Source organism: Paenibacillus sp. J53TS2, assembly GCF_018403305.1.
Classification (GTDB): Bacteria; Bacillota; Bacilli; order Paenibacillales; family Paenibacillaceae; genus Fontibacillus; species Fontibacillus rhizolycopersici.
The window spans coordinates 378,607-401,037 of sequence record NZ_BOSK01000005.1 but is presented as its reverse complement, the minus strand read 5'-3'; the positions used below and the strand labels follow the sequence as shown (position 1 = coordinate 401,037).

Genomic DNA, 22,431 nt, shown 5'->3' with positions numbered 1-22,431 from the left:
CTTGGAGCGTGAGTGTTTCAAGCGGCATATCTTTATGAGTTTTGAAGAAGCATTCGATGTTCTTGACCAATTCATGGACTTTTACAATAACCGCCGAATTCACATGAGTTTATATGGCTACTCTCCCGCTGAATTTGCAGTGAAACTGGAGAGAAACGAAGTAAACGCGTTTAGAATCGCCGTATAGTTGAGCCGAACTAAGGTTTGATCCTAAAGTGTCCAATATTCGGGGGCCTGGCCGATTTCGGCCATTCGTCTCTAGTACCGAATAAATTGTTGCACAAAATACAACATTTCCCAGATAGGCACAGGTGGGATAAGATCCATTTAGTTTAACGCGGCCAAGGTGGAGGAATGCGTGAGGAGAACTGCGATCGCGAACTGTGGGCTGTGGACTATGGACAGCGACGTTTAACCTCCTGTTGGTGAAGGTACCAGGCAAGCTAAGATGGCGGCAAGCTTGTCGTCGATGCCATCGTTGTGGCCGTAGCCGTCCCGCTGGACGCGGATACGGGTGAAACGGCAACAGCCGTACTCAACGATGTCGCCGCCATCTCCGTCCCTCCGCCTGCCTCTACACCCTTGGCCTGCTCTCGCTGGACTACAACCCGGATCGTCTGGAACAGGATCTTCAGATCGAGCAGCAGCGAATATCTTTTGATGTACATCAGGTCGTAACGGAGCTTGTCGGAGGGCGTGGTTGCATACCCCGCCATCACTTGGGCATATCCGGTTAACCCCGGCTTCACCATCAGGCGGTAGGTGTAATGCGGCAGCTCCTCCTTGAAGCGGTTAATAAAGAACGCCCGTTCCGGCCGAGGTCCGACCAAGCTCATTTGACCCAGAAGCACGTTAAACAGCTGAGGCAGTTCATCGATACGGGTGGCGCGGATCCATTGCCCCAGCCGGGTTACCCGTGTGTCATTCCGCCCGGCCAGCACGGGTCCAGTTCCAGTTTCCGCCCCATCCACCATGCTGCGAAACTTATACAGCGGAAACGGTTTTTCTTGCAATCCGATGCGCTCCTGCACATACAACGCCTTCCCCCGGGACGTCAGCGGGATCAGGACGAACATCACCAACATGACAGGAGACGCCATAAGCAGCAGCATCGAGGACACCGCAAGATCAAACAAACGTTTAAACGCCCGCTCCGGCAGCGTCAACTGCGGCGGCATAAGCGAGTAAACAAGCAAGTCGCCAATTTGCTGCGGTTCGGCGTCGGCCAGATAGAGCTCGTAAAAATCAGGAACGATGACCACTTCCATATTCCGTCGCCCCGCGTTCCGAGCCCACTCCGCCTTCATTTCGGGGGTGAGCCCTGGCCCGATGAGCAGCGTCTCCATCCCCTCCCACGCTTGCTCTGGCAGCGCTGCACCCATCCCGGGGCCCTCCTCGCGAACGATCCGTTCAACACGGAACCACGGCTTACCCTGCTCCAGCATAATGCGAAGCACCTCATCGTCCGGAGCCTCATTGCTGATGACAGCTAGTGTCTTTTTGCGACTAAACCCCTTGCTCTGAATATAAAACAACAGGAGGCGCAGTCCGAACGACAGCAGCAGTTGGGCCGCAAATGCGTAGAGAAGCAGGCTGGGGGTTAAACTGAACAGGTTGCTCGCATACCCAAATACGATAAGTTCCGCGGCAACAAATAACTGCGCCAGCAGTAAGTTCCACAGGAATTGCACCGGCTTCCGCCGTCCCGCCAAATCATATAGGTTAAAAAAATAATACGTCATCACTGTAAACATCCCCAGCCAAGGCGCGCTGCGGAACCGACTATCCCCCAGAACGGCGGGCGAGTGCAAATCCTCCTGCGGCAGCAGCGCGGCTGCAAGCCGGTAGCTGGCATAGATCACCAGGAGATCGAGCAGCAAGAGAACCGCCTTCATCCCGTTATTCCGATAAAGCTTGATCATAAGCTTCCCCCTCCTCCGCTTCCCCCAGGCGCGGCCGTACCCTGCGAGCTTCCGCTCGCTCCATCAACCCAAGCCCCGCATAGACCGCCGTCAAATCGCGGCAAATCCGCTCCAGATCGTACAGCCCCGCCAGCTTGCGGCTGTACTCGCCCATTCGCCCCCGCAGCCCGGCGTCCTGCTGCAGCCGCTCGAGTGCAGCGGCGGCTGCCGACACGTCCCCGACCGGCACGAGGTACCCGTTGCGGCCGGGGACAACGAGGTCGCGGCTGCCCCGTACCTCCGTCGCCACCAGCGGCTTGCCTGCGGCCAGTCCCTCCAGCAGCGCCTTGGGCAGACCCTCCCGCCTTGACAGGAGCGCTACGGCGTCGGCGGCTTGCAGCAGCTGCGGCACATCGCGGCGGTATCCGAGGAAGCGCACCGCCTGTGCTGCGCCGGACTCCGCGGCGAGCTGTCGGCAGCGCGCTTCCTCCCCACCAATTCCCGCCAGCAGCAACACTGCGGGGAGGCCCCGGCGGCGAAGCTCAGCGATGGCTCCAATCAGCTGACCCTGATTTTTGTTGCGGTTCAGCTCGGCGACGCAAAGCACGGCAAAATCGTCTGGGGCCAAGCCCAATTCGCGGCGCAGCCGCTCGCGTTCACCGTCCTCCAAGGCCGAGTGCAGCGGCAGGTCGACGCCGACCCCAGGGACGTAAACCGATCGGCCGCGCACCGGAAAAGCAGACGCCTGTCGTTCATCCTCCCGATTGATCGTGACAAGAACATCGGTCCACCGGGACAGGAATCGCTCTAGCGGATAATACAGCAGCCGGTTACGCCAAGGAGCCCCGGCATAGTAATGAAAACCGTGCGCGGTATATACGACTTTGGAAAAGGGTTGACCCGCCAGCCGAGCGGCCAGCCGGCAGACCACACTCGCATTAGGCGTATGCACATGAATCAGGTCGTACCGCTCCCGCTTCAACCAGCCGATGAGCTCCCGCAGCGCCCGGAGGTTACCGGGAGCGAGCGGGTTACGGCTAAAGGGCAGATCTCGGCACTCGAACCCCGCATGGTCCACATCCGCCCGGCCATGATCCGGGGCGGCGTAGGCATGAACCGTAAACCCGGCATCCCGGAGGTCGCTCATAAAAGGAAGGTGGAACGCCGCCAAATGGGCGTAGACCGTTGCGACATAGGCTGCTTTTCGCGTCATCCCTCATGCGCCTCCTTCGGCAGGGCCCGGGATGCCGGAAGCTTCCGGCCGGACGCCTGCTCGTAAAGCTCGATCCACTTCCCGGCGACGCGGGACATCTCATAGTTTGCCGCGGCATGCTCCCACCCGCGCTGCCCCATGGTTCCCCGCTCTTCCTGCGGCAGAGCCATGACCCGTTCCATCGCACGAGCCAGCACTACCGGATCCTCCGGCGGTACGAGGTAGCCGTTCACGCCGTCCAGCACCACCTCGGCGTTGCCGCCCACCGCAGTTGCGACAATCGGAAGTCGCCCGGCGCAGGCCTCCAACAGCACGATCGGGAGGCCTTCCCATTTGGAGGAGAGCACGAATCCGTCGGCCGCATGCAGCAGTGCCGGCATATCCGTGCGGATCCCGAGGAACCGTATGCTGTTTGACAATCCCAGCTCAGCGGCCTGTCTTTCAATATGCGGACGTTCCGGCCCGATCCCGGCGATCCAGAGCATGCTATTCGGGAAGCTCCTCCGTGCGTCGGCAAAGGCGTGCAGCATGGCGGGGTAATCTTTTTCGGGAACGAAGCGTCCGGCTGCCAGCCAGATAAATGGGCTTGGACCGTCAACGGCCGGCTGACCTTCCTCCTCCCCCCTCATTCCCAGCTCGGCTCGCAGTTGCAGGCGCCCCCGCTCGTCCCCACCAAAACGGCTGAGATCGATACCGTTCTCCATCAACCGAATTTTTCGGGCCGGAGCAATCCGGCGTTCGGTATAACCGCGCACAGCTTCCCGGCTGACATTGGTCAGCAAATCGCCCAGCGGATCGGTCATTCGATACAGCAACTCCCGCCGCCAGCCTCCCTCATTTACGTTGTGGGCGGTGCAAACCAAGTAGGGGATGCGCACGAACAACCGCGTGACGCGAGCCAAAATATTCGCGTGCACCAGATGGCTGTGGACCACGTCGGGCCTCGTTCGCCGAATGATACTGGCCAAGCGAACTATGGCTCGGGGGTCCGGCACGCCCTTCTTCATGCCGAGGCTGACGACATCGACCCCCAGTTTCCCAAGCTCCTCTAAGTACGCGACCGGGGGGATCATCGTCACCAGACGGACCTCGCAGCCTCTGGCCCGTAGCTCGCGGCACAGCAGCAGCACCTGATTTTCCGCCCCCGCGTAATCAAAACCGGTGATCAAAAACAAGAGCTTCATGTTTCATTCCCACTCCTTCCTGTTGCTTTGCTGGCAGCAGCGCCAAAGCTGTCATGGCCATCACTACATATTCATAGTTGAAGCCGAAGTCCCCGCTAGCCAAGGCGTAACCGATCGACTGAACCAGCAGGATGGCCAGCACTGGCGTGCGCTGAATAGCGGCCCACAAGGAGAACAACACGGCGAACGTCCACAACGTCAGACCCGCAAATCCCCCTTCCGCGGCGATCTCCAACACCAAATTATGCGGAAAATCCCGAGCTAAAGGCGGCGTCACGCTACCTAACCCGGCGCCGAGAAACGGGGAGGACTCCAGCTTCTCCAAAGCTCTCGTCTGCAAATCTAACCGGCCGATATAATTGTCGTCGCCCTGCAGCTGGTTCCGGTCGAACAGGACCATAAACCGGCTGCTCTCCACCCAAACCGCCAGTTGCTCCGCATAAGCCGATGCGATCCCGCCTGCGATAATCAACAGGAAGAGCAAGGGCATAGCCAAGCGAGTCAACTTTCCAAGCTTACGCTCCCGAAATTTGCGAATAAACCATAGGCCGAAATACAGCGCGTTGGCGAGCAAGAAAGCAGCTAGCGGTCCCCTTGACTGCGTGGCTAAAGCCGAAGCCAATGCCGCCCCCAGGGACAGTAGCCTGACCGGCAACGGAATTCGCGGAGCCCATAGACAGACCGTCGCCGTGATCAGCGAGGTTCGAGCGTTAAAAATCGGATTCCCGCCGGGAAGCGTTAATCGGCCTGGATATTCCTCGCTATACTCGCCAAGCAGTAAGTGTAAGATCGCATAAGCCATCCCCGCCAAAGCAACAACGGTCCAGGAAAATCGGCCGTACTTTCGATAGATGAGATAGACATACAACGCCGGAATCACTCCGTGCGCCAACAGAATGACTTCCTTCATGATTCCATTCGACTCCGCCGGGGCCCAAGTGAGCGAAATCAAGGCATAGGCCAGAAAAATTCCCCATAGCCAAATCCCTTGATCCCGCAACGTTTCGAGCACGATGGACGGTTTGAGCAGCAAAGCAACGCCTACGGGCAGCAGCGGTGCCCCGATTAACAGGACTAACGATTCGCCGGGAATGGCCAATTTATAGAAATAGGCAAAGAAATCAAAGTAGATGCAAAACGCAAACAGGTAGGCGGCGTCTACCTTCATTTTTAGCGACAGCAGGCATTGGAGAGTGAAAAATACAACTGTCGCAACAAGTAACGCCACCCATACTAAGCTGATCTCCGTCATGATCCGTTCCCTCTTTCCCTCTCTCCAGCAATACGCCGCATATAGGCCACACGAGCCGCCTCCTTGACGGTGATGTCCAAATGACGCACATGCTCCCGACTCACCCGCCGCCCGCGCCACTCACGGGCAAATCGCTCTATGGCGGAGAGATGGCGAATCCCGTTCTCCGGCTCTCCCGGCAGCTGAAGAAAGAACGGCACCGGCTCCGGAAAATCCGTCTCACGGTAAGCGGCGATGACCGGTAAGCCGTTAGCCAAATATTCGCGAACCTTCAGCGGCGAAGCCTCCTCCATGCCTTTTCGGTACAACGCCAGCGTGCCGATGGCGAGATCGGCACGGTCGAGCAATGTCTGATAACGATCGCGCGTCAGTTGACCGTGGAACACCATATTCGCCGGGGCCTGCAGTTTGGCTGTCTCCAACTCCGTGCGCTCCGGCCCGATGATGTCGAACCACCAGTCCGGTTTCGCCGCAGCCAACCGGGCGATCTCATCCAAACCCTGCCAAGCCTGGCCTGGCGAGCTGATGAACACGAATCGGACAGGTTCCTCGCTCGCGGAGGTGTCCGCATCCTTCGAAGCGGTCACCTCCGCAAACTGATCCAACGGAATACCGTTGCCGATGACCGCGTAACTTTTGGCGTATCGACGGAAGCCGTCGGCTTCGGCCAGCTCGCCGCTAACGAAGACGAAGCCCCCTGCAGCCGCCAGCACAAGTCGGCGTGTCAACAAGTGGTAGAAGCGGCGGAGTCTCAAGACTCCTCCTTCCAATGCCAGTTCAGCCACATCGTTCGTGTTGATCTCGAGTACGGAGGGATAATCGCGGAGCAGCCGGGGCAGAGAAGGATAAAACAAGTCGAAGCGATGGTAGATGACATCCGGATTCCAAGCCCGCACCTGGGCAGTCAACGCCTTAAAGCGAGGGGAACGGCCCAGCCAGCCGCGGTACTCCTCACGGAATACCGGCAGCCCGCCGGTTTCTGCCTCCGTCCACGCAGCAGCGGTTCCGCGGCTGAACAGAAACAACGCCGCTTCATGCCCTAACGCTTGCCAGCTAAGGGCTTGGCTGATGATTTTTTTGAACACACCGCTCTCCGGCCCTTCGTTCCAATGAATCAGATAGGCAATTTTCACGACTTCTCCCCCTTGCGGCTGTTAGGCCCCAGCAGTTCCAACACCAATCTTCGGTAAACGGATCGGTCCGACGATTTCACGAGCTGGCTGTTGTGCCATAACAGGGTGAAATCGCCGTTATACTTTCGACATTCCAGGTATAGATCGCGGATCGTTTCATAGGCTTGCTCGGGGCCTAGCCCCATATACTCCGGGTGCAGGATCGTCTGATCCATCACGATCAACGGACGCTCCCGAAGCGCCAGCTCCCGGCGGGTCTTCAGGTTAAAGACCGGGAATTCGTAGCAGACACCGCAGCGGAAGCCCGCGCGATCCGCATAGCTAAGCGTACTGTCGTAGTCCAGCCCGGCATCCTCCCAGAACTGCCATGTATCCGGCGCCCGCCATCGCAAATAATGCTGCCGCCCCCCCCACACCGCCTGGCGGATTCCATTGTCCTCTGCAATCTGTCGCAGTTTCTCATATTGTCTGCGGATGCGCACAGGGTTCAAAAACGTGTGGTAGCCTGGATGCAGTCCGATCTCATGCCCCCGTGCATGAATCTCCTGCAGGAGACGTTGAATCACAGGGTCGTCGATGGAGTAATTCCCATCCAAACCGGATTTCGCCCTATGCTCTTCGGTAATGAAAAAAAAGGCGCTGCGAAGTCCGGCTTCTTCACTTAGTTCCATCAACCAGTCAAACGTGTTGTACGGATCCCGGTCCAGCGCGCGCCGGGATCGAAGGATTATTCCGGCTTTCTTGCGGGCGGACTCAAAATCCCGACGGCGAAGGGCGTCCATCAGAATGTCGCGAATCATACGCAGCCGGCTGCGGCCATAAACGTAAAATGGATAATCCACGTCATGGCTGAGGTAGACGGATGCCTCCCGCTTCCTGCGAGCCAGTTCCGGCCAAAGCTTATGCAACAATTCCCACAACAGCTCCACATACTCGTTGACGATCGGACGATGCAAGAAGGACTCGCGACAAGCCAGAGAGCGCCGTCCCGGAAACCGGCCATGCCGGTCTCGCTCCCGAAACGCAACCTCCTCATACCTTGTCAGCATAAACAAGCCGCTGCCAAATACATCGAGACCGAGATAGAACCCTGCCTCGCCCTCTTCGCCAAGCGTCTCGAGGTAGCGGCCGGCGCGGCCCCTCTTCCCAAAGATGACCGGTAACGGTTTCTCCTCGGGTCCTTTCGCAGGCGGCGTAAACCGATCCAGCGGCTGTTTCGGTAAGGAGGCAGGAGTGAGCCACAACTGGTCGGGTATTTGCAGCAGCACGTCCGGCATGCGGAGCCTGCGGACCGGAGCATCTCCCCGTTCCACCACGGCTTCCGAAGTCAGTGCCAACTCGACATGTTCCCCATCTCTATATGCGATGGTATAGTCCAGACCAAGAAACTCGCCCAGGATCACGCGGTAGATGTACTCTCTCTCGGCGGCCCTTGCTGGAGGTGAATAAATCGTCAGCATCCCGTTATCCTCGCTCCTTGCCCAGTAGTGATAGCTCTGCAGAGACTTCGGTGGAAGCTTCTGCGGAGGTGCCTATGGAGGCCTCCCCTTCGCTGTCCGCCCCTTTGTACTTCCGCACCGAATGCCACGACAGCCCCAGATGCAGCACGTATCCCAGCGTGGACGCTGCGCTGAACAGCCCGATGGCAACCTCCACCGACTGCTGCGTATACCAGGCGAAGTACAGGGAACCCAAGATCAACGCCGTGCGAATGATCTCCCGATACAAGTGCAGGTCCTGACGCTCCATGACATCGATCGTAGAGCCGACGGAGTTGGCCACAAACTGGCTCAGGTACATGATCGACAAGATGCGAATAAAGCTGCCCGACCGGGCCCACTCCTCGCCGAACAGGAAGGAGAACATATACGGGCCGACGGCTACGATGAAGAAAATGACCAATGCGCCGAACAGAAAGACGTTGCGAACCGTTTTACGGAACAAAGGATAAAGTCTGTGGGGATGATTGATCATGGAGTCGGCGGATTCCGCCAAATACACGTTGCGAACAGAGGTCATAATCAACGTCATCGGGGAGCCGAGAATGCGCTGGCAGAGCGCAAACCAGCCGGCTACCTGCGGACCGTAGAACGAAGCGAGCAGGATGGTTGGCACGTACAGCACAACGCTATTCAACAGACCGGCGGCCATCGACAGAAACGGAAACCTCCGGTACCGGTAGGCGCTCTCTTTCAGGTCGGCCCAATCCGAGGTGATGGCCTGGCTTTTGACATCCCGGCGCCACAGCCTCCACTGCGGCAGCAAACCGCCGAAGCGTCCGATGATGTCACCGATGATCAACCCCAGCGGGCCGAGGTTGAATAAGCTAAGCCCAATTTGCGAGGAAACCTGGCTTAGGCTTTGCGTATATTTCGTCCGTGCCAGCGGTTTGAAGTATTTTTTGCGGATCGACCAGTAGTTCAGGATTTGGTAAAACCCGGCGCCGAACAAGCTGACGATAAAGAACAGGTAATAGTGCGTCAAATAGGACTCGTGCAGCCAAGCCGACAGAGGCTCCTCTAAGATATGAATCCCGATGCCGCTGGCGATGCTGACCCCGACGCAGATGCGCAGCGACAAACTCAGCACGTTGGAGGCGGTGCGGTCATCCTCTGGCAGCGTTATGGCATTTTCGTAGGAAAAAGAGATGACCATCAGCAAAATCCCGATGATGGACAGGTACATGGAGTACGTGCCGTATTCCGTCGGCGAATAAAGACGCGTCAACACCGGCAGCGTCGCCATCACGATCACCTGGCTGATCATCGTTCCGCTGGCCAGCACGGTCACGTTCCGCAGGAACCCGTCATTCATGAGCTTCCGCAGCAGGCCGGGCAGGTTCCGGATCCGCAGCAGCTTCCCGAGTTGCCTGAGATAGCGGATGAATGGGGAGAAGAGATTCTTCATCATGTTTGGCATAGCCGTCCTTTAATAAAATAAATTAGCCCATCAGCCTGCGAAGGTGTCCCGCGATGTGTTCCTGCACGTCCGCCTCGATCTGCGGCCAAATCGGCAGGGACAGCACTTCCTGCGACAACCGTTCCGCCAGCGGAAACGTCAGGCCTCGGTCGGCATAAACGGGAAGCCGATGGACCGGCAGCGGGTAATACACGATGCTGCTGATACCGGCTTCGGCTAACCCCGCCTGGAGCGCATCCCGCTGGCCGTTCAGCACGCGCACCGTATATTGGTGGAACACCTGCTTGTTGCCGTCCGGCACCTCGCCTGGAAGCATCAACCCGGGGATGTCCCGCAGCAGATCATGATAGCGCGCCGCGGCCTGACGGCGGTCTTCGTTCCATGCCTCAATATGGGGGAGCTTGACCCGGAGGATGGCCGCCTGAATCTCATCAAGCCGGGAATTGAAGCCCACACGTTCGTTGTAGTATTTTCGCTTCGAGCCATGGGTCCGCAGCATCGCCGCATTTTCGGCCAACCTGGAATCGTTTGTCACCAGCAAGCCGCCATCCCCATAAGCCCCAAGATTCTTCGACGGAAAAAAGGAATAACAGCCCATCTCCCCAATCGTTCCGATCTTCCGTCCCCCTGCTTCGGCGCCAAACGCCTGGGCCGCATCCTCAATCACGATCAACCCCCGGCGGCTGGCCAGGTCCATCAACCGCTCCATGTCCAGCGGACGGCCGAACAGGTGCACGGGGATAACCGCCTTCGTGCGCGGCGTTAACGCCGCCTCCAGGCTGTCCAGATCTAGGTTGTACGTCAACGGATCGACCTCCGTAAAAACCGGCTCCGCCCCCACCCGACTGATAGCCTCCGCCGTGGCGAAGAACGTGAACGGCGTCGTAATTACCTCGTCACCAGGCCCGATTCCAGCCGCCAGCAAAGCGATGACCAGCGCGTCTGTGCCGGAATTCAACGCAATCGCATGTTTGGTTCCCAGGTATTCGGCGGCTTCCTGCTCCAATTGTTTGACCTGGTTGCCCATAATGAACGCCGCTTCGTCCAGCACACTTTCGATGGCCTGCATCACCTGCGGCTTAAGCTCCGCAACCTCCCGCTTCAGATCCAGCAGGGGAATCGCCGACTGCGGTTTTCCTGCGGCCGTCGCCGTTCCCGAATCCGTCAGATTACCGACCTTGCTGTCTGTTTGTTGTCCTCCGATACGTAATGGTTCCATGCCCGCTCACCCTTCCTTAATAATCGCCACGGCGTCCTGCTCCAGCCGGTATTCCCGCCCGCAATCGCCGCACCGTCCTGCCCCCCCGCTAAAGCCCAGCGTCTTGCCGCAGCGGCACACCCAGCCAATGCGCCGACCGGGTACTCCGGCGATTAGCGCATAAGGCTGCACATCACGGGTGACGACAGCCCCGGCTGCGACCAAAGCCCACTCCCCGATCGTTACCCCGCATACGATGGTAGCGTTCGCTCCGATCGATGCGCCGCGCCCGACCCGCGTCCTGAGATAATCCTCGCTGCGGTTGCGAGGAAACGCCGCACGTGGTGTCCGCACATTGGTAAAGACCATGCTTGGCCCGCAAAACACCTCGTCCTCCAAAATGACGCCTTCGTAAACGGAGACGTTGTTTTGGATTTTGACTCCGTTGCCGATGCTGACGCGGTCTGCGATGTAGACGTTCTGCCCCAGGCTGCACCGGCTGCCGACGACCGCGCCGGACGACACGTGGGCGAAATGCCACACTTTCGTCCCTTCCCCAACCTGCGCCCCCGGGTCGACAACCGCGGTTTCATGAATATATCCGTATCCGTTCATGTGATTAACTCCTCATAAGGTTAATGGGTGAGTCTCCGCGCAAACCGCCAATTGATGTAAAAGTACAGCATTCTGTAACTGAACTCGTCGGCAGCACCAAGCCAGGCGAGCGAACACTACAGCAAGTAATACCGCTCCGGCTTCGCCTGGTCCTTCATGGCGTTCCGGGTATCGAGCAGACAGCGGCTGGTGCGGCCGATCAGCTCATAGTCAAAGCCCGAATGATCGGTCGCGATCACCGCGATATCGGCCTCCCGCAAACGCTGCTCGGTCAGTTCCTCACACGTATAGGTGAGGCCATGGTGCTTGAACTCCGCGATATGCGTGTCACTGGTCCATACGGTAGCGCCCCGCTCCTCCAGCAGCTCGATCATCTTCAGCACCGGCGATTCGCGGTAATCGTCGATGTCCTTTTTGTACGCGACGCCCAGCAAATAGACGGTCGAGCCGCTCAGCGATTTGCGATCCCCGTTTAAGATGTCGCCGATCCGCCGCACGACGAACTCGGGCATCGCATTGTTGATCTCCCCCGCCAACTCGATCAATCGGGTATGGTATCCGTACTCCCGCGCTTTCCACGTCAGGTAAAACGGATCGACGGGGATGCAATGTCCGCCCAATCCCGGGCCCGGATAAAAAGCCATAAATCCATAGGGCTTGGACTTCGCCGCTTCGATCACTTCCCACACGTTGATTCCCATCCGGCTGCAGAGAACAGCCATCTCATTCGCCAAAGCGATGTTGATATGGCGGAAGGTGTTCTCGTAAATCTTCTCCATTTCCGCGACAGCCGGGCTGGATACGACGTGCACATCACCGTTCAGGACCTGCCGGTACAACGCTTCGGCTACCTCCGAGCATGCAGGCGTGACGCCGCCGACGACCTTGGGCGTATTCTTTGTGTTGTAGGTTTTGTTGCCGGGGTCCACCCGTTCCGGGGAATACGCCAGGAAAAAATCCACCCCGCACCGAAGCCCCGTCGCCTCGAGGATGGGCTTCACCAGCTCCTCCGTCGTCCCGGGGTATGTGGTGCTTTCCAGCACGACCAGCATGCCCGGATGCAGAAAACGAGCGATCTCCCGCGTGGAATTCTCCACGTAGCTCGTATCCGGCTGCTGATAAATATCCAGCGGGGTCGGTACGCAGATCGCTACGGCGTCCACTTCCTGCAAAAACGCATACTCGGCGGTGGCCAGCAGCCGCCCGTCTTCCACCATCCCGCGCAAGTCCTCGTCTACGACATCACCTATGTAGTTGTGACCGCGGTTCAGCATTTCGATTTTCCGGCTCTGCACGTCAAAGCCGATGACCCGATAGCCCGCTTTCGCTTTCTCGACCGCCAGGGGCAGACCGACATACCCCAACCCAATCACACCGATTACCGCGGTTTTGTCCCTTAGCTTACGCAGCAGCTCGGCTTGCCCGTTCCCGGAATTCTTCGTATTCTCCATCCAACTGCTTTGCATCCCGCTATGCATCAGCTATCGCCTCCTTCCTATCTAAAGGTTGGGCAGGTTCACCGCTGCCCCCGCCGGTCATATCCAGGGCTAGTTTCACGGCGCGAATGCCGTCCTCCAGCGAGATCTCCGGTTCCCGGTCTTCCCGAACAGCCCGGACCAAGTCAGCAATGATACACTGGTGACCCGGCACGCCGTAAGGATCCTCGTCCACCCTGCGGATCAACGCCTCCGTCTCTTCCCGTGACATTGAAGCGCATACCCAATGCCGGATCCAATTGGCCGTCTTGCCGCCGATCACGGCGTAGCCTTCCTCCCCGAACACGGAGATGCTTTCCTCGAGGTTATGCCCGTACACCGTGGTGGCGGCTTCGATCACGCCCAGCGCGCCGCTGTCCAGCCGGATCGCCGCGATCGCCACATCCTCCGCTTCGATCTGCTTCAGCCGTGTGGCTGTCAGCGACTTCACCTCTGCAACCGGGCCGAACAACCATTGCAGCAAGTCCAGGCCATGAATCGCCTGATTCAGCAGAACACCGCCGTCCATTGCCTTCGTTCCCCGCCAGGCCGCCTGATCGTAATAGGCTTGGCTGCGGTTCCAGCGAACGGTCATGTTCACGTGGCTCAGCTTGCCGAACCGCTGCTCTGCCAGCGCCGCCTGAAGCACTCTCATCGCCGGTCGATACCGATTCGGATGTACGACCGTTGCTTTGACGCCGCTGAAGCGAACGGCTTGCCGCAGCTGCTCCGCCTCCGTCAGGTCCAGCGTCACCGGCTTCTCCAGCACGAGATGCTTGCCCGCCCGGAGCGCCTCCAGCGCCAGTGCCCCGTGCAACCCGCTGGGCGCGCAGATGCATACCGCGTCAATGTCCGGCTGCTGCGCCAGCATGGTGCCGAGGTCCGGATAAGACGCGGCCGGCGTGATCGCTCGCAGCTCCTCCAAACGGGCCGGATTCGGATCGCACATAGCCACTAGTCTAGCGCCTTCCGTTTTTTCAATCGCGTCGATATGCTTGTAAGCAATATGCCCGCAGCCCGCGATGGCGAAATTCATCATTTGACCGCCCTCCCTTTATATTTCTTCTCCATCCGGACCAGGGCGTCTCCAAGCTCCGAATAGTCATCCGGCAGGTGCCGACGAGCCTGTCGGCTTTTTTTGTTGCGCATATGGCGGGCATCCAGAATCAGCGCCAAGCTCAGTCCCGCAAACAAACCCACGAAGCTGGCGAGCGCGAGATTCAACGCCTTGCGCGGGCTGACCGGCGTCTTCGTCTCCTCCAGACTGGCGTAATCGAGAATGGAAACATTGGCTCCTTCCACGATTTCTTTGGATTTGGCGATAAACGTTTCGGCGAAGGCGTTGGCGATGGCTACCGCCTGCTTAGGCTCGTCTCCTGTATATGACAACAGGATTACCAGCGTGCCCGGATCGGTGCGGACTTTGATCTTTTTCAGCATTTGGATGACCGTGTCAGGGGTGGATACCTTCTTTTTGACCTCGGCGGCGACATAACGGCTTTGAATGGTATCCTCATAGGTTTTGGTCAGCATTTGGCTGGCCAGAAACTCATTGTACGTACTCGATTCCGGATTCGAGGCGATATTGGCGACCAGACTTACATTCGCGCGGTAGGAGGGAGTCACCACTTCATTCAGAAGAATAGCCAGTCCGACGCAAGCCGCCAATACGATGATAAATGCCAGAAAATGCCGCCGGACGGCATTCCACACGGCTACCATATCCATGATTGTTCACCTCATTCGATTAATGCCTGCAAGCTCCGGTTCTCTGTAAATTCCACAGGTTCATCCGGGATAGCCATTGCCGCTTTCTCCGCTCCCGCCAGAACCCGTTCCCCAAGCTCTTCCATGTTTAGGCTGATCATCCCGTACTGTTCGGATAAAAGGCGGTAGTGTTTCACTACGGCTTCCAACGATCTGAACGTCTCATCTTCTGCCGCGTTGTAGGGATGAAGCCAGAGATGATACACCTGTCCCTGCCGGGCGGCATGGGTCATACTGTCCTTGATCCTCTTGATTCGAAGGGGCTCCAGCCGCCTAAGCGGTCCTGGCGGTGTCCGGAAGAAGAAGCTTGCCGGCAGATCGATCGGCAGTCTAGGCGAAATCGAATCCACCGGGTATGTGTGATGCCCGGTCAGGTTCATGTAGCTGTCGCCGAGCCTGAGTGCCCGGCGCAGAAAGTGATCGGAAACCGAATATCCCGCCCTGTATAGCGAGTGGCGTGGATTTCCCCGGTAGGTCTTGAAACCGAGTTCCGGGAGTTTGCGCATGTACTGACTGCGCAGCTGGTTGCGCGGGAGCACTAGGCTTTGGAGGTGAATCCCTCTTTTCTCCGCTACAGCTACGGCAGCCTGCAGGTCGCTGTAAAACTCGTCGACAGTCTGTCCTTTCTCCATACAGTAGAAATGCGAAAACGTATGCGAGCCAATCGCTTGGCCCGGGGTTCGGCGGATATGCTCGATCAGCGTTGGAGCAAAGAAGTAAGGATCTTCTGCCTCACCCTCCCCAACAGATCCGGCTTCGATCTCACCGTAAGGCGAAAGCCTATTGTCGGCGTAACTAGGCCTAAGTGCCGGCAGACCGGCCAGCAGTTCGCGACGATCCGCAAAAAACAGCATTCCCACCGTCGCCCAAGTTGCATGGACACCGGACTCCCGGAACAACTCTAGCACGTCGGAAATCCGTTCCCTCTCTCGCAACCATTTCGTTCCATACTCCGCCTTGGTATAAAGATCGCGGACTCCCCAATAGAGCTCGAAATCGAGCGAAACGACTAAGATTCCCGCTTCCTCCGCCAATTTTGACTCACCTCTTTTCGGGCCAAGCTGTGGTATCTACCGTTCTACCAAGTTGGTTGCTATATAGTCTTATATTCCGCGTCCTGCCAATTTAGTAGCCCGATTTATAAAATTCACCTTACGTTTTATTGAACCACCACGTTTTGATTGGTCGTCGAGGAGGTCTTCACCTTGAAAGAGGCAGCGGTAACTCGGTTCCCCGTACAGAGGAGATTCCTTTGCGAGTACCCGCGCAGATACGTCGTCAGGTCGATCCCGCCGCCCTTCGGCATGCGGATCACGTTGTTTTCGATTCGCCCATTCTCGGCGTTTTGCCAAGTCCAAATCCCTCGCTCGCCGTTTTGCAGCTCATTGCCCCCGATGACGAAATCGCGAATATTCCCGAGGCGAATCGCCGTCGTTCCTTTGATCTCACTTTGGCTCCCCATGGTGATGGCATTGCCTTGAATGGTCACATTCTCAACGACCGGCCCAGCCCCGACTTCGATCGCGGCATAGAAGCTGCCCCTGCCGGCAATTTGGTTTCCCTCTACTTCGCTATCTCCCCCGTAGATGCTGATCGCCGCATACATGTCCGGAGCCAATCGGCCTTTTTCCACGCCCATATAGAAGTTGTTGCTCAAATAAGGATTGTTGATCGTATTGCCGCGCACAGCGACCCCTTTCGCAAACACCTTGACCGCCCGTTTGGCGCAATAATCGAAGCGGTTTCCGACGATTTGACTACCGACTGGGGTACCGCGATTCTCTTCCATGGCCGGGTCCTCGTAATAAATGCCGTCGCCATCGTCCGCCGGCCCGATATGGTGAATGCTGCAGCCGATGATCGATACCTTTTGTGCGGCCCGCTCCTTGCTCCCCCAGGTTGTTGTGACGTAAATTCCTCGGGCGACAAGACCGGCTCCGCCTCCGTTTCGAGCGATGACGTCCGCAATCTCTGCGCCCTGGATGGCAATCGACTCTGTGTTGCCGAGTACGACGATGCCGGACACAACCCCCGCATAATAATCGCTGCGCCGGTCACTGCTATGCGTGGCCCCCTGGACGAGCAACCCTTGAACCGTAACTCGTGCGCTACCCCCGGCGATCGTCAGCACCCGGTTCACCCGCCGATTGCCATCAAGGACAAGGCCGGTCAACAGAGTGTCTTTGCCCGTCACCCGCATAAGTTCCCACCCAAAGCCGCTGGACCCCGCGCGAATGATCGAGGTACGTCCGTCTCCCTTGAGCGTGGTATTGCCCCCAACCCTCAACGTTTTGGCCGGATTGACCAGGTAAACTCCCTTGGGAAAATAAACGGTATCTCCGGTTGACGCCGCCTGGTTCAGCGCTTTCTGAATCGCCGCGGTATCGTCTGTAACTCCGTTCCCCTTCGCCCCGAAATTCGTTACTGTTATCATGGTCTTCCCTCCTATGCATTCGTTTGATTATATATAATGCCAGGTCTCTCCGAAGGGAGCGGCTGATGGCCATGATGGTCCCGCCCGCCTCCACGCATATTCGTATGGACAAGATCATAGGCTGGCAGTAAGGCACGGTATGCCTTAAAAAGAAACCAGAGGTAATCCTATGGACAATCGCGATGTATTGGAAAAATGGGCGGAATTTCACGTCCGCAAATGGGGCTGCAGCGCACGCCTAGCCCATTGGGAAGCCCCAAATTCGGCTGCGCGGGCGGAGGGACTGTTGTTCTTCAAACGAAAAGGCCACTTGTATTTGCCGCCGTTGAACCCTTACCACCCCTTTGCCTTCTACCCGACCCCGACAGACAAGCCTTACAAGCTGACTCGCCAATGGCACGAAGCAGCCAAAGCGATGATTCCGGATTTGCTGAAGGCGCAGCGTAGCGCAAGCTTCGTACTTCCTCCTGAGATTGCCGACATCCGCCCTTTCTTGTGGAGCGGTTTTAAAGCAGAGGTGAAGTACACGTATATCGTGAAGCTCCCCTACACCCTCGATCAGGCCAGTACGGAGATCCGCGCGAAAATCAAAAAGGCGACCGCCGCTGGCTACCGGACGGCGGTGACGCGGGACATGGGCGAGGTGCATCAGTGCTTGCAGGGCACGGAGTCGCGGCAAGGCTTCAGCCACCAGCTTACCCTGCAGGATCTTGAGCGGGTCCAGGACCTGCTTGGGGATCAAGCTTTTCGCGCCTATGTCTGCTATGCGCCAAGCGGAGAGCCGGTCAGCGCCAGCGTTGTGGTTGCATTAGACGGCCGGCGCGCATTCGGGTGGATCGCTGCCAGCAAGACGGAACATTTGAACCGCGGCGTGGTTCAGCAATCGCAAAGCTTCGCCCTGCAGGATTTATCGGATGCCGGCTTCGCCGAATTCGATTTCGCCGGGGCCAATCTCCCGACCGTCGCATACTCCAAGACCAACTGGGGCGGCCAGGTCACGCCCTACTATCTCGTCCGCCCTCCGGGAGTTAAGGAAATTCTTAGAGCAGGGCGCGATTGGGTACGGTTTGTTCGAGGAACCCGATCCCGCTGAGAGATGAAACGTTCGCCCGATTTTCCCCCTTCCCATTTATTGAAATTGATATATAATAGACATAAGTATTAGTTCGTTATAACGAACGTACCAGCGAATGACACTGACCTTCCATCATTATCAGTCTGCTGCAAGCTAGGAGGGCCGAGTTGTAAGGGAAAGGATGGGATCATTTGAAGAGGGTGAGGGTTCGGGGCTACCGCAAATATGCCATGGCTGTGTACGCCGCTTCCATCCTGGCTGGGGTCGTGTGGCATGCAGGACAGGCCAGCGCCGCAGACCAAATCAAACTGCGGATCGGAACGGAGTTAAGCAGTGAGCTGCCGATGAGCAATTTAAAGCCCGGGGACCGGGTAGAGCGCACGTTTACGGTCGCCAATGACGGCACCGTCGCTTTCGATTACAAAGTGCGTACGCGCTTCGTCACGGGGGACACGGAGTTCTTCGATGTTCTGCAGTTAACGGTGAAGGACGGAGACACCGTCATTTATGACGGCGCGCTGCATCTGGAGCAACAGGATATCGCCCTGGGACGCCTTGCGGCGGGCGGGGAGAACGAGCTGGATTTAAGCGTGGTATTTCCGGAAGAGGCCGGTAACGAGTATCAAGGCAAATCGGCGACGATCGCATTCAGCTTCTCCGCTTATGCCGAGGAGCCTTCGAACGGCGGAGGCGGAGGTTCGAATCCTCCAGGCGAGGGGCCTTCCCAGCCGAATAATCCAACTCCGGTGGACGGCGGTAATCCTCCAGGCAACCCTGAGGTGAAGCCGGATTTACCAGGCGGGCAACCTCCGGAGAATCCCTCCGCGGACAATCCCGATTCCACCACGCCAGAGCAGCCGGAAGACCCCGCTCTCCCGCCGCAGGAGCAAACCCAAACGCCGACGGAACCGGGACCAGGGCCGGGGCCGGGCGACAGCGGCTCGGGTATGATGGAAGAGCTGCCACAAACGGCGAATCCGTGGTTTAACCTGATTCTGATCAGTTTGTTCGCCACGGTCGGAACCGGAATGTTCCTACGCAAATCCGGACGGGGATAAACATGCGGTGCAAACGTTCGTTACTGCGAATGGCCGCATGGTTGGTGTTTTCCATCTCCTTGGTTGTGTTGGCCTACTCTACGTACCAAGCAGTCAGTGCCCCGCTGGAGGCACAGCAAGCCCTGCGGCAATGGGATGAGCTTCAGCGGGAAACAGAGGGTGGCAACGCGGCGCGGACAACGGACGAAAACCCGCTTTCCCCGGCGTTAGTCGGAAATCTTCGGCAGACGGGCGGCGATGGAAGTTCGGCAGCGCCTACCCGAACGGCGGCGGAAGGCAAACTTCTCGGCGAGATCGCCTTCCCCTCCCTCGATCAGCGCTATGCGATCTTAGAGGGGACGGGGAGCGAACCGCTTAAACTGGGGGCCGGACATTATACCGGCAGCCCGCTCCCCGGTGAAGACGGCAACAGCGTGCTCGCCGGACACCGGGATACCGTTTTTCGCAATCTGGGTAAGTTGAAAGCGGGCGATCGGATTGAAGTGGAAACGACCTCCGGACGCTACACCTATGAGGTGACGGGGCGGAGAATCGTCGACGAGAGCGATGCCGATGCGGTCCAGTCCTCCGCCGAGCCGCTGCTCACGCTGATTACCTGTTACCCGTTCACCTATGTCGGGCCAGCTCCAGAACGGTTGCTGCTTACGGCAAAATTAATAGAAAAAGCGCCGGATTCCTAACCGGCGCTTTTTTCATGTCTATCGAATTAATCTGCGGGAATCTCCATCCATTCCACGCCGTTGCCGTTTTGTCGCAGCAGCTCGGCGGTTTCCGCCAGCTTCTCACCCTGGTGGCAGGAGATGATCAGGTAGTCGGTATCGGTCGCCCCTGCCTCGATTTCTATCTCCAGCATCCGAATCATCGAGGCGGTTCTGTCCAGCACCATCCGAGCCATGGTTTCAAGCAACAACGTAAGCTGATCAGAGGAAGTATGCGGCTCGATGCGGATGGGCTCATTTGGGCCGTCGGCCAAACGCGCATTGCTGGCAAATCCCGCTGCCAGGCCGCTGCGTAGCGCATGTTCAGCCACGGTCGCGGCATAACGGATCCCCATCTCGATACGCTCCGGTTCGATGACCGTTCTCCACATCGAATCGCTGGTCTCCAGGTTCAGGTAGATCATCAGCCGATGGTCGGCTGTATAATCGCGTTTATGTACCTGCAACTCGCCTGTACGAGCGGTCGCTTTCCAGTTGATGTTGCCTAGCGGGTCACCGGCCCGGTATTCGCGAATGCCCGCCGTCAGGAACGGATCCTCTATGATCCAGCGCCGTACGGGCAGCTCCCCCAGCCAGCTGTGGTTCGGCAGCGGCAGCTCCTGCAACTCCAGAATCCGCGGGTACACCAGCAGTTCTAAATCCAGGGGGAACCGCTTGACCTCAGCATTCAGCCCCAGCGGATCGCCCGTCGTCATCGTAGCCGACTCTAGCCGGTATTGTCCCCGGCGTGAGCAAGTCACCTCGTGGCGCCGGGTAATTTGTCGGTAGGACCGCAAGTAAAACAAGCTGCTGTGGTTCTGATAGATTTCCCCGGCATGGATATTTAGATTGCTCTGCCGCCCGAACGTCAGGCCTGCGGCGATGCTCGACTCGAGGCGCAGCCACGGCAGCGGCAGCAGCTTGGCGTTGGCGATGACCTCGACCATTTCGACGGTATCCCCTTCGAACACCGCCCGCTCGGTGAAATAACGTCGATAGCTTATGCCTTTAAGCGCCCGCCTGCGATACACGAACGCCAGCAGCAAGATAATCAGCACGGCGCTGACAAGTAGCCATGGTAGCTGCATCGACATTGGTTAGTCCCCCTGTCTCCCCTTTGCCGCAAGCACGGTCTCCGCCGGCACCTCCACCTGCTCGAGTGCCTGGCGAACCACCTCGGCGCCAGGCTGGTCTGCGCCGCGCAACCCGTGGCGCAAGAGCAGCCGATGCGCAAGAACCGGCGCAGCCACCGTCTTGATATCGTCCGGCGTCACGTAATCGCGGCCGTGCAGCAGCGCAAAACCTTGCGAGGCGCGCAGCAAGCTCATGCTCGCCCGTGGGCTCGCCCCCAACTTAACCTCCGGATGCTTGCGAGTCGCCTCGGTGATCGCCACGATATATGCGAGTAGGTCTTCCTCCACGCGGACGGACTGCGCGAACCGCTGCGCTTCCGCCACCTCCGCGGCAGAGGCGGCTGGACGAAGCTCCGTTAGCGGCTGGCGTTCCTTAAAGCGCCGTAGAATGGCCACCCCCTCATCGGACGTCGGGTACCCCATGGCGATCCGCATCAGGAAGCGATCCAATTGGGCTTCCGGCAGCGGGAACGTCCCCTGCTGATCGACCGGATTTTGCGTTGCCATAACGAAAAACGGGGCCGCAAGCGTATGCGTGACTCCGTCGATCGTCACCTGCCGCTCCTCCATGCACTCCAGCAAGCTGGACTGCGTTCGCGGTGTCGCCCGGTTAATCTCGTCGGCCAGCAACACGTGGGTGAACACCGGCCCGGAGCGGAACTCAAATTCGCCGGTCTTTTGATTATAGAAATTAATGCCGCTCAGGTCCGATGGCAGCAAGTCCGGCGTAAACTGAATCCGCTTGAATTCGCCGCCGAGCGATTTGGCCAACGCCTTGGCTAGCAGCGTTTTCCCGGTACCCGGCACGTCCTCCAGCAGCACATGCCCGTTCCCGAGCAAGGCGGCGAGCAGCAGATCAACCACGTCCTCCTTCCCAACCACCACCTCACTGATATTGCGGCGAATCCGCCCGATGATCTCTACCGCTTCCCGTAGTTCCATAGTAAAACCACCTTTATCGCAAAATTAAGAGTCCGTTGTTACCGCTTTCCTTTTACTATTGACCAAAGCGATCAGTCCCGAAGCCACTCACTTAAGTCCACCACCGAACGCATGGCGTATTCCTGTCGGACCGGCACGCCGTCTTGCAGCACGACCAGACAGGGGACGCTGGCAATCTGCCACCGCTCCCGCAGCTTCGGGGTATAGTTGATGTTCAGCTTGGAAACTGGAATGCAGGGGCCGGACGCCAGGACGATCTCCAGCATCTTTTCCGCCAACTGGCAAGTCCCGCAGAGAGCCGTTACGAACAATAAAGCCTCTCTGCCGCTTGCCTTCTCCGCATACTCTGTCTCCACCATCTTCTCCGTTTGCATCAGCCATTCCTGCTCAGTGATTTCGCGTAGGGGCACGGGCTCCCACCTCCCTGTCATTCT

General features: G+C 58.2%; 21 protein-coding genes. 4 read left to right on the top strand and 17 right to left on the bottom strand.

Translation table 11 applies throughout. The annotated features are described in order from the left end of the window. Positions 1–187 (top strand): IS3 family transposase (locus KJS42_RS14040; RefSeq protein ID WP_213623221.1); only part of this gene is annotated, 187 nt, incomplete at its 5' end. A gap of 256 nt (positions 188–443) precedes the next feature. Here the strand turns inward: KJS42_RS14040 and KJS42_RS14035 are convergent. The 14 genes from KJS42_RS14035 to KJS42_RS13970 all read right to left on the bottom strand — a co-directional run bounded on the left by KJS42_RS14035 (position 444) and on the right by KJS42_RS13970 (position 17,091). Then, on the bottom strand, positions 444–1,922 hold the full coding sequence (locus KJS42_RS14035) for a sugar transferase (protein ID WP_213623220.1): 1,479 nt from the start codon (positions 1,920–1,922) through the stop codon (positions 444–446). After that, positions 1,900–3,114, bottom strand: coding sequence for a glycosyltransferase family 4 protein (locus KJS42_RS14030; protein WP_213623219.1), 1,215 nt, complete (start codon positions 3,112–3,114; stop codon positions 1,900–1,902). The genes KJS42_RS14035 and KJS42_RS14030 overlap by 23 nt, the downstream gene beginning before the upstream one ends. After that, entirely contained in the window at positions 3,111–4,298 is a 1,188-nt protein-coding gene (locus KJS42_RS14025; protein ID WP_213623218.1) for a glycosyltransferase, read from the bottom strand. The genes KJS42_RS14030 and KJS42_RS14025 overlap by 4 nt, the downstream gene beginning before the upstream one ends. After that, entirely contained in the window at positions 4,267–5,550 is a 1,284-nt protein-coding gene (locus KJS42_RS14020) for an O-antigen ligase family protein (protein WP_213623217.1), read from the bottom strand. Before KJS42_RS14020 ends, KJS42_RS14025 begins: the two co-directional genes overlap by 32 nt. Continuing rightward, entirely contained in the window at positions 5,547–6,683 is a 1,137-nt protein-coding gene (locus KJS42_RS14015) for a glycosyltransferase (protein ID WP_213623216.1), read from the bottom strand. The genes KJS42_RS14020 and KJS42_RS14015 overlap by 4 nt, the downstream gene beginning before the upstream one ends. Continuing rightward, entirely contained in the window at positions 6,680–8,143 is a 1,464-nt protein-coding gene (locus tag KJS42_RS14010; RefSeq protein ID WP_213623215.1) for a polysaccharide deacetylase family protein, read from the bottom strand. The genes KJS42_RS14015 and KJS42_RS14010 overlap by 4 nt, the downstream gene beginning before the upstream one ends. A gap of 4 nt (positions 8,144–8,147) precedes the next feature. Further along, a complete protein-coding gene (locus KJS42_RS14005) occupies positions 8,148–9,593 on the bottom strand; it encodes a lipopolysaccharide biosynthesis protein (protein ID WP_213623214.1) in 1,446 nt (481 codons plus the stop codon). Positions 9,594–9,624: 31 nt separating this feature from the next. Further along, positions 9,625–10,671, bottom strand: a complete 1,047-nt coding sequence (locus tag KJS42_RS14000; protein WP_244868484.1) for a DegT/DnrJ/EryC1/StrS family aminotransferase — start codon at positions 10,669–10,671, stop codon at positions 9,625–9,627. 156 nt (positions 10,672–10,827) lie between these two features. Beyond that, positions 10,828–11,415, bottom strand: coding sequence for an acyltransferase (locus KJS42_RS13995; RefSeq protein ID WP_155606749.1), 588 nt, complete (start codon positions 11,413–11,415; stop codon positions 10,828–10,830). A gap of 116 nt (positions 11,416–11,531) precedes the next feature. Continuing rightward, positions 11,532–12,866, bottom strand: coding sequence for a nucleotide sugar dehydrogenase (locus KJS42_RS13990; protein WP_213623234.1), 1,335 nt, complete (start codon positions 12,864–12,866; stop codon positions 11,532–11,534). Between the two features lie 19 nt (positions 12,867–12,885). After that, positions 12,886–13,929, bottom strand: coding sequence for a Gfo/Idh/MocA family protein (locus tag KJS42_RS13985; RefSeq protein WP_213623212.1), 1,044 nt, complete (start codon positions 13,927–13,929; stop codon positions 12,886–12,888). Further along, the gene (locus KJS42_RS13980) at positions 13,926–14,618 is read right to left on the bottom strand and encodes a YveK family protein (RefSeq protein WP_213623211.1); all 693 of its coding nucleotides are present in this window, start codon (positions 14,616–14,618) and stop codon (positions 13,926–13,928) included. The genes KJS42_RS13985 and KJS42_RS13980 overlap by 4 nt, the downstream gene beginning before the upstream one ends. Before the next feature lie 11 nt (positions 14,619–14,629). Then, on the bottom strand, positions 14,630–15,691 hold the full coding sequence (locus KJS42_RS13975) for a polysaccharide deacetylase family protein (RefSeq protein ID WP_213623210.1): 1,062 nt from the start codon (positions 15,689–15,691) through the stop codon (positions 14,630–14,632). Positions 15,692–15,816: 125 nt separating this feature from the next. Beyond that, on the bottom strand, positions 15,817–17,091 hold the full coding sequence (locus tag KJS42_RS13970) for a right-handed parallel beta-helix repeat-containing protein (protein WP_213623209.1): 1,275 nt from the start codon (positions 17,089–17,091) through the stop codon (positions 15,817–15,819). Between the two features lie 169 nt (positions 17,092–17,260). Here KJS42_RS13970 and KJS42_RS13965 point away from each other — a divergent pair, with 169 nt between their 5' ends. The 3 genes from KJS42_RS13965 to KJS42_RS13955 all read left to right on the top strand — a co-directional run bounded on the left by KJS42_RS13965 (position 17,261) and on the right by KJS42_RS13955 (position 19,904). Next, positions 17,261–18,184 (top strand): GNAT family N-acetyltransferase, encoded by a 924-nt coding sequence (locus tag KJS42_RS13965; RefSeq protein ID WP_213623208.1) that lies wholly within the window; start codon positions 17,261–17,263, stop codon positions 18,182–18,184. A 173-nt stretch (positions 18,185–18,357) separates the two neighbouring features. After that, positions 18,358–19,224, top strand: coding sequence for a hypothetical protein (locus KJS42_RS13960; RefSeq protein WP_213623207.1), 867 nt, complete (start codon positions 18,358–18,360; stop codon positions 19,222–19,224). Positions 19,225–19,226: 2 nt separating this feature from the next. Continuing rightward, a complete protein-coding gene (locus KJS42_RS13955) occupies positions 19,227–19,904 on the top strand; it encodes a class D sortase (RefSeq protein ID WP_213623206.1) in 678 nt (225 codons plus the stop codon). Between the two features lie 26 nt (positions 19,905–19,930). On the opposite strand, the gene KJS42_RS13950 is transcribed toward KJS42_RS13955, so the two are convergent. From KJS42_RS13950 to KJS42_RS13940, 3 genes are all read right to left on the bottom strand, one after another. Beyond that, positions 19,931–21,016 (bottom strand): DUF58 domain-containing protein, encoded by a 1,086-nt coding sequence (locus KJS42_RS13950; protein WP_244868478.1) that lies wholly within the window; start codon positions 21,014–21,016, stop codon positions 19,931–19,933. Between the two features lie 3 nt (positions 21,017–21,019). Continuing rightward, positions 21,020–21,997: an AAA family ATPase gene (locus tag KJS42_RS13945; RefSeq protein WP_213623205.1), complete on the bottom strand. Its 978-nt coding sequence runs from the start codon at positions 21,995–21,997 to the stop codon at positions 21,020–21,022. Between the two features lie 71 nt (positions 21,998–22,068). Then, positions 22,069–22,407: a thioredoxin family protein gene (locus KJS42_RS13940; protein WP_244868477.1), complete on the bottom strand. Its 339-nt coding sequence runs from the start codon at positions 22,405–22,407 to the stop codon at positions 22,069–22,071. Positions 22,408–22,431 lie beyond the last annotated feature (24 nt).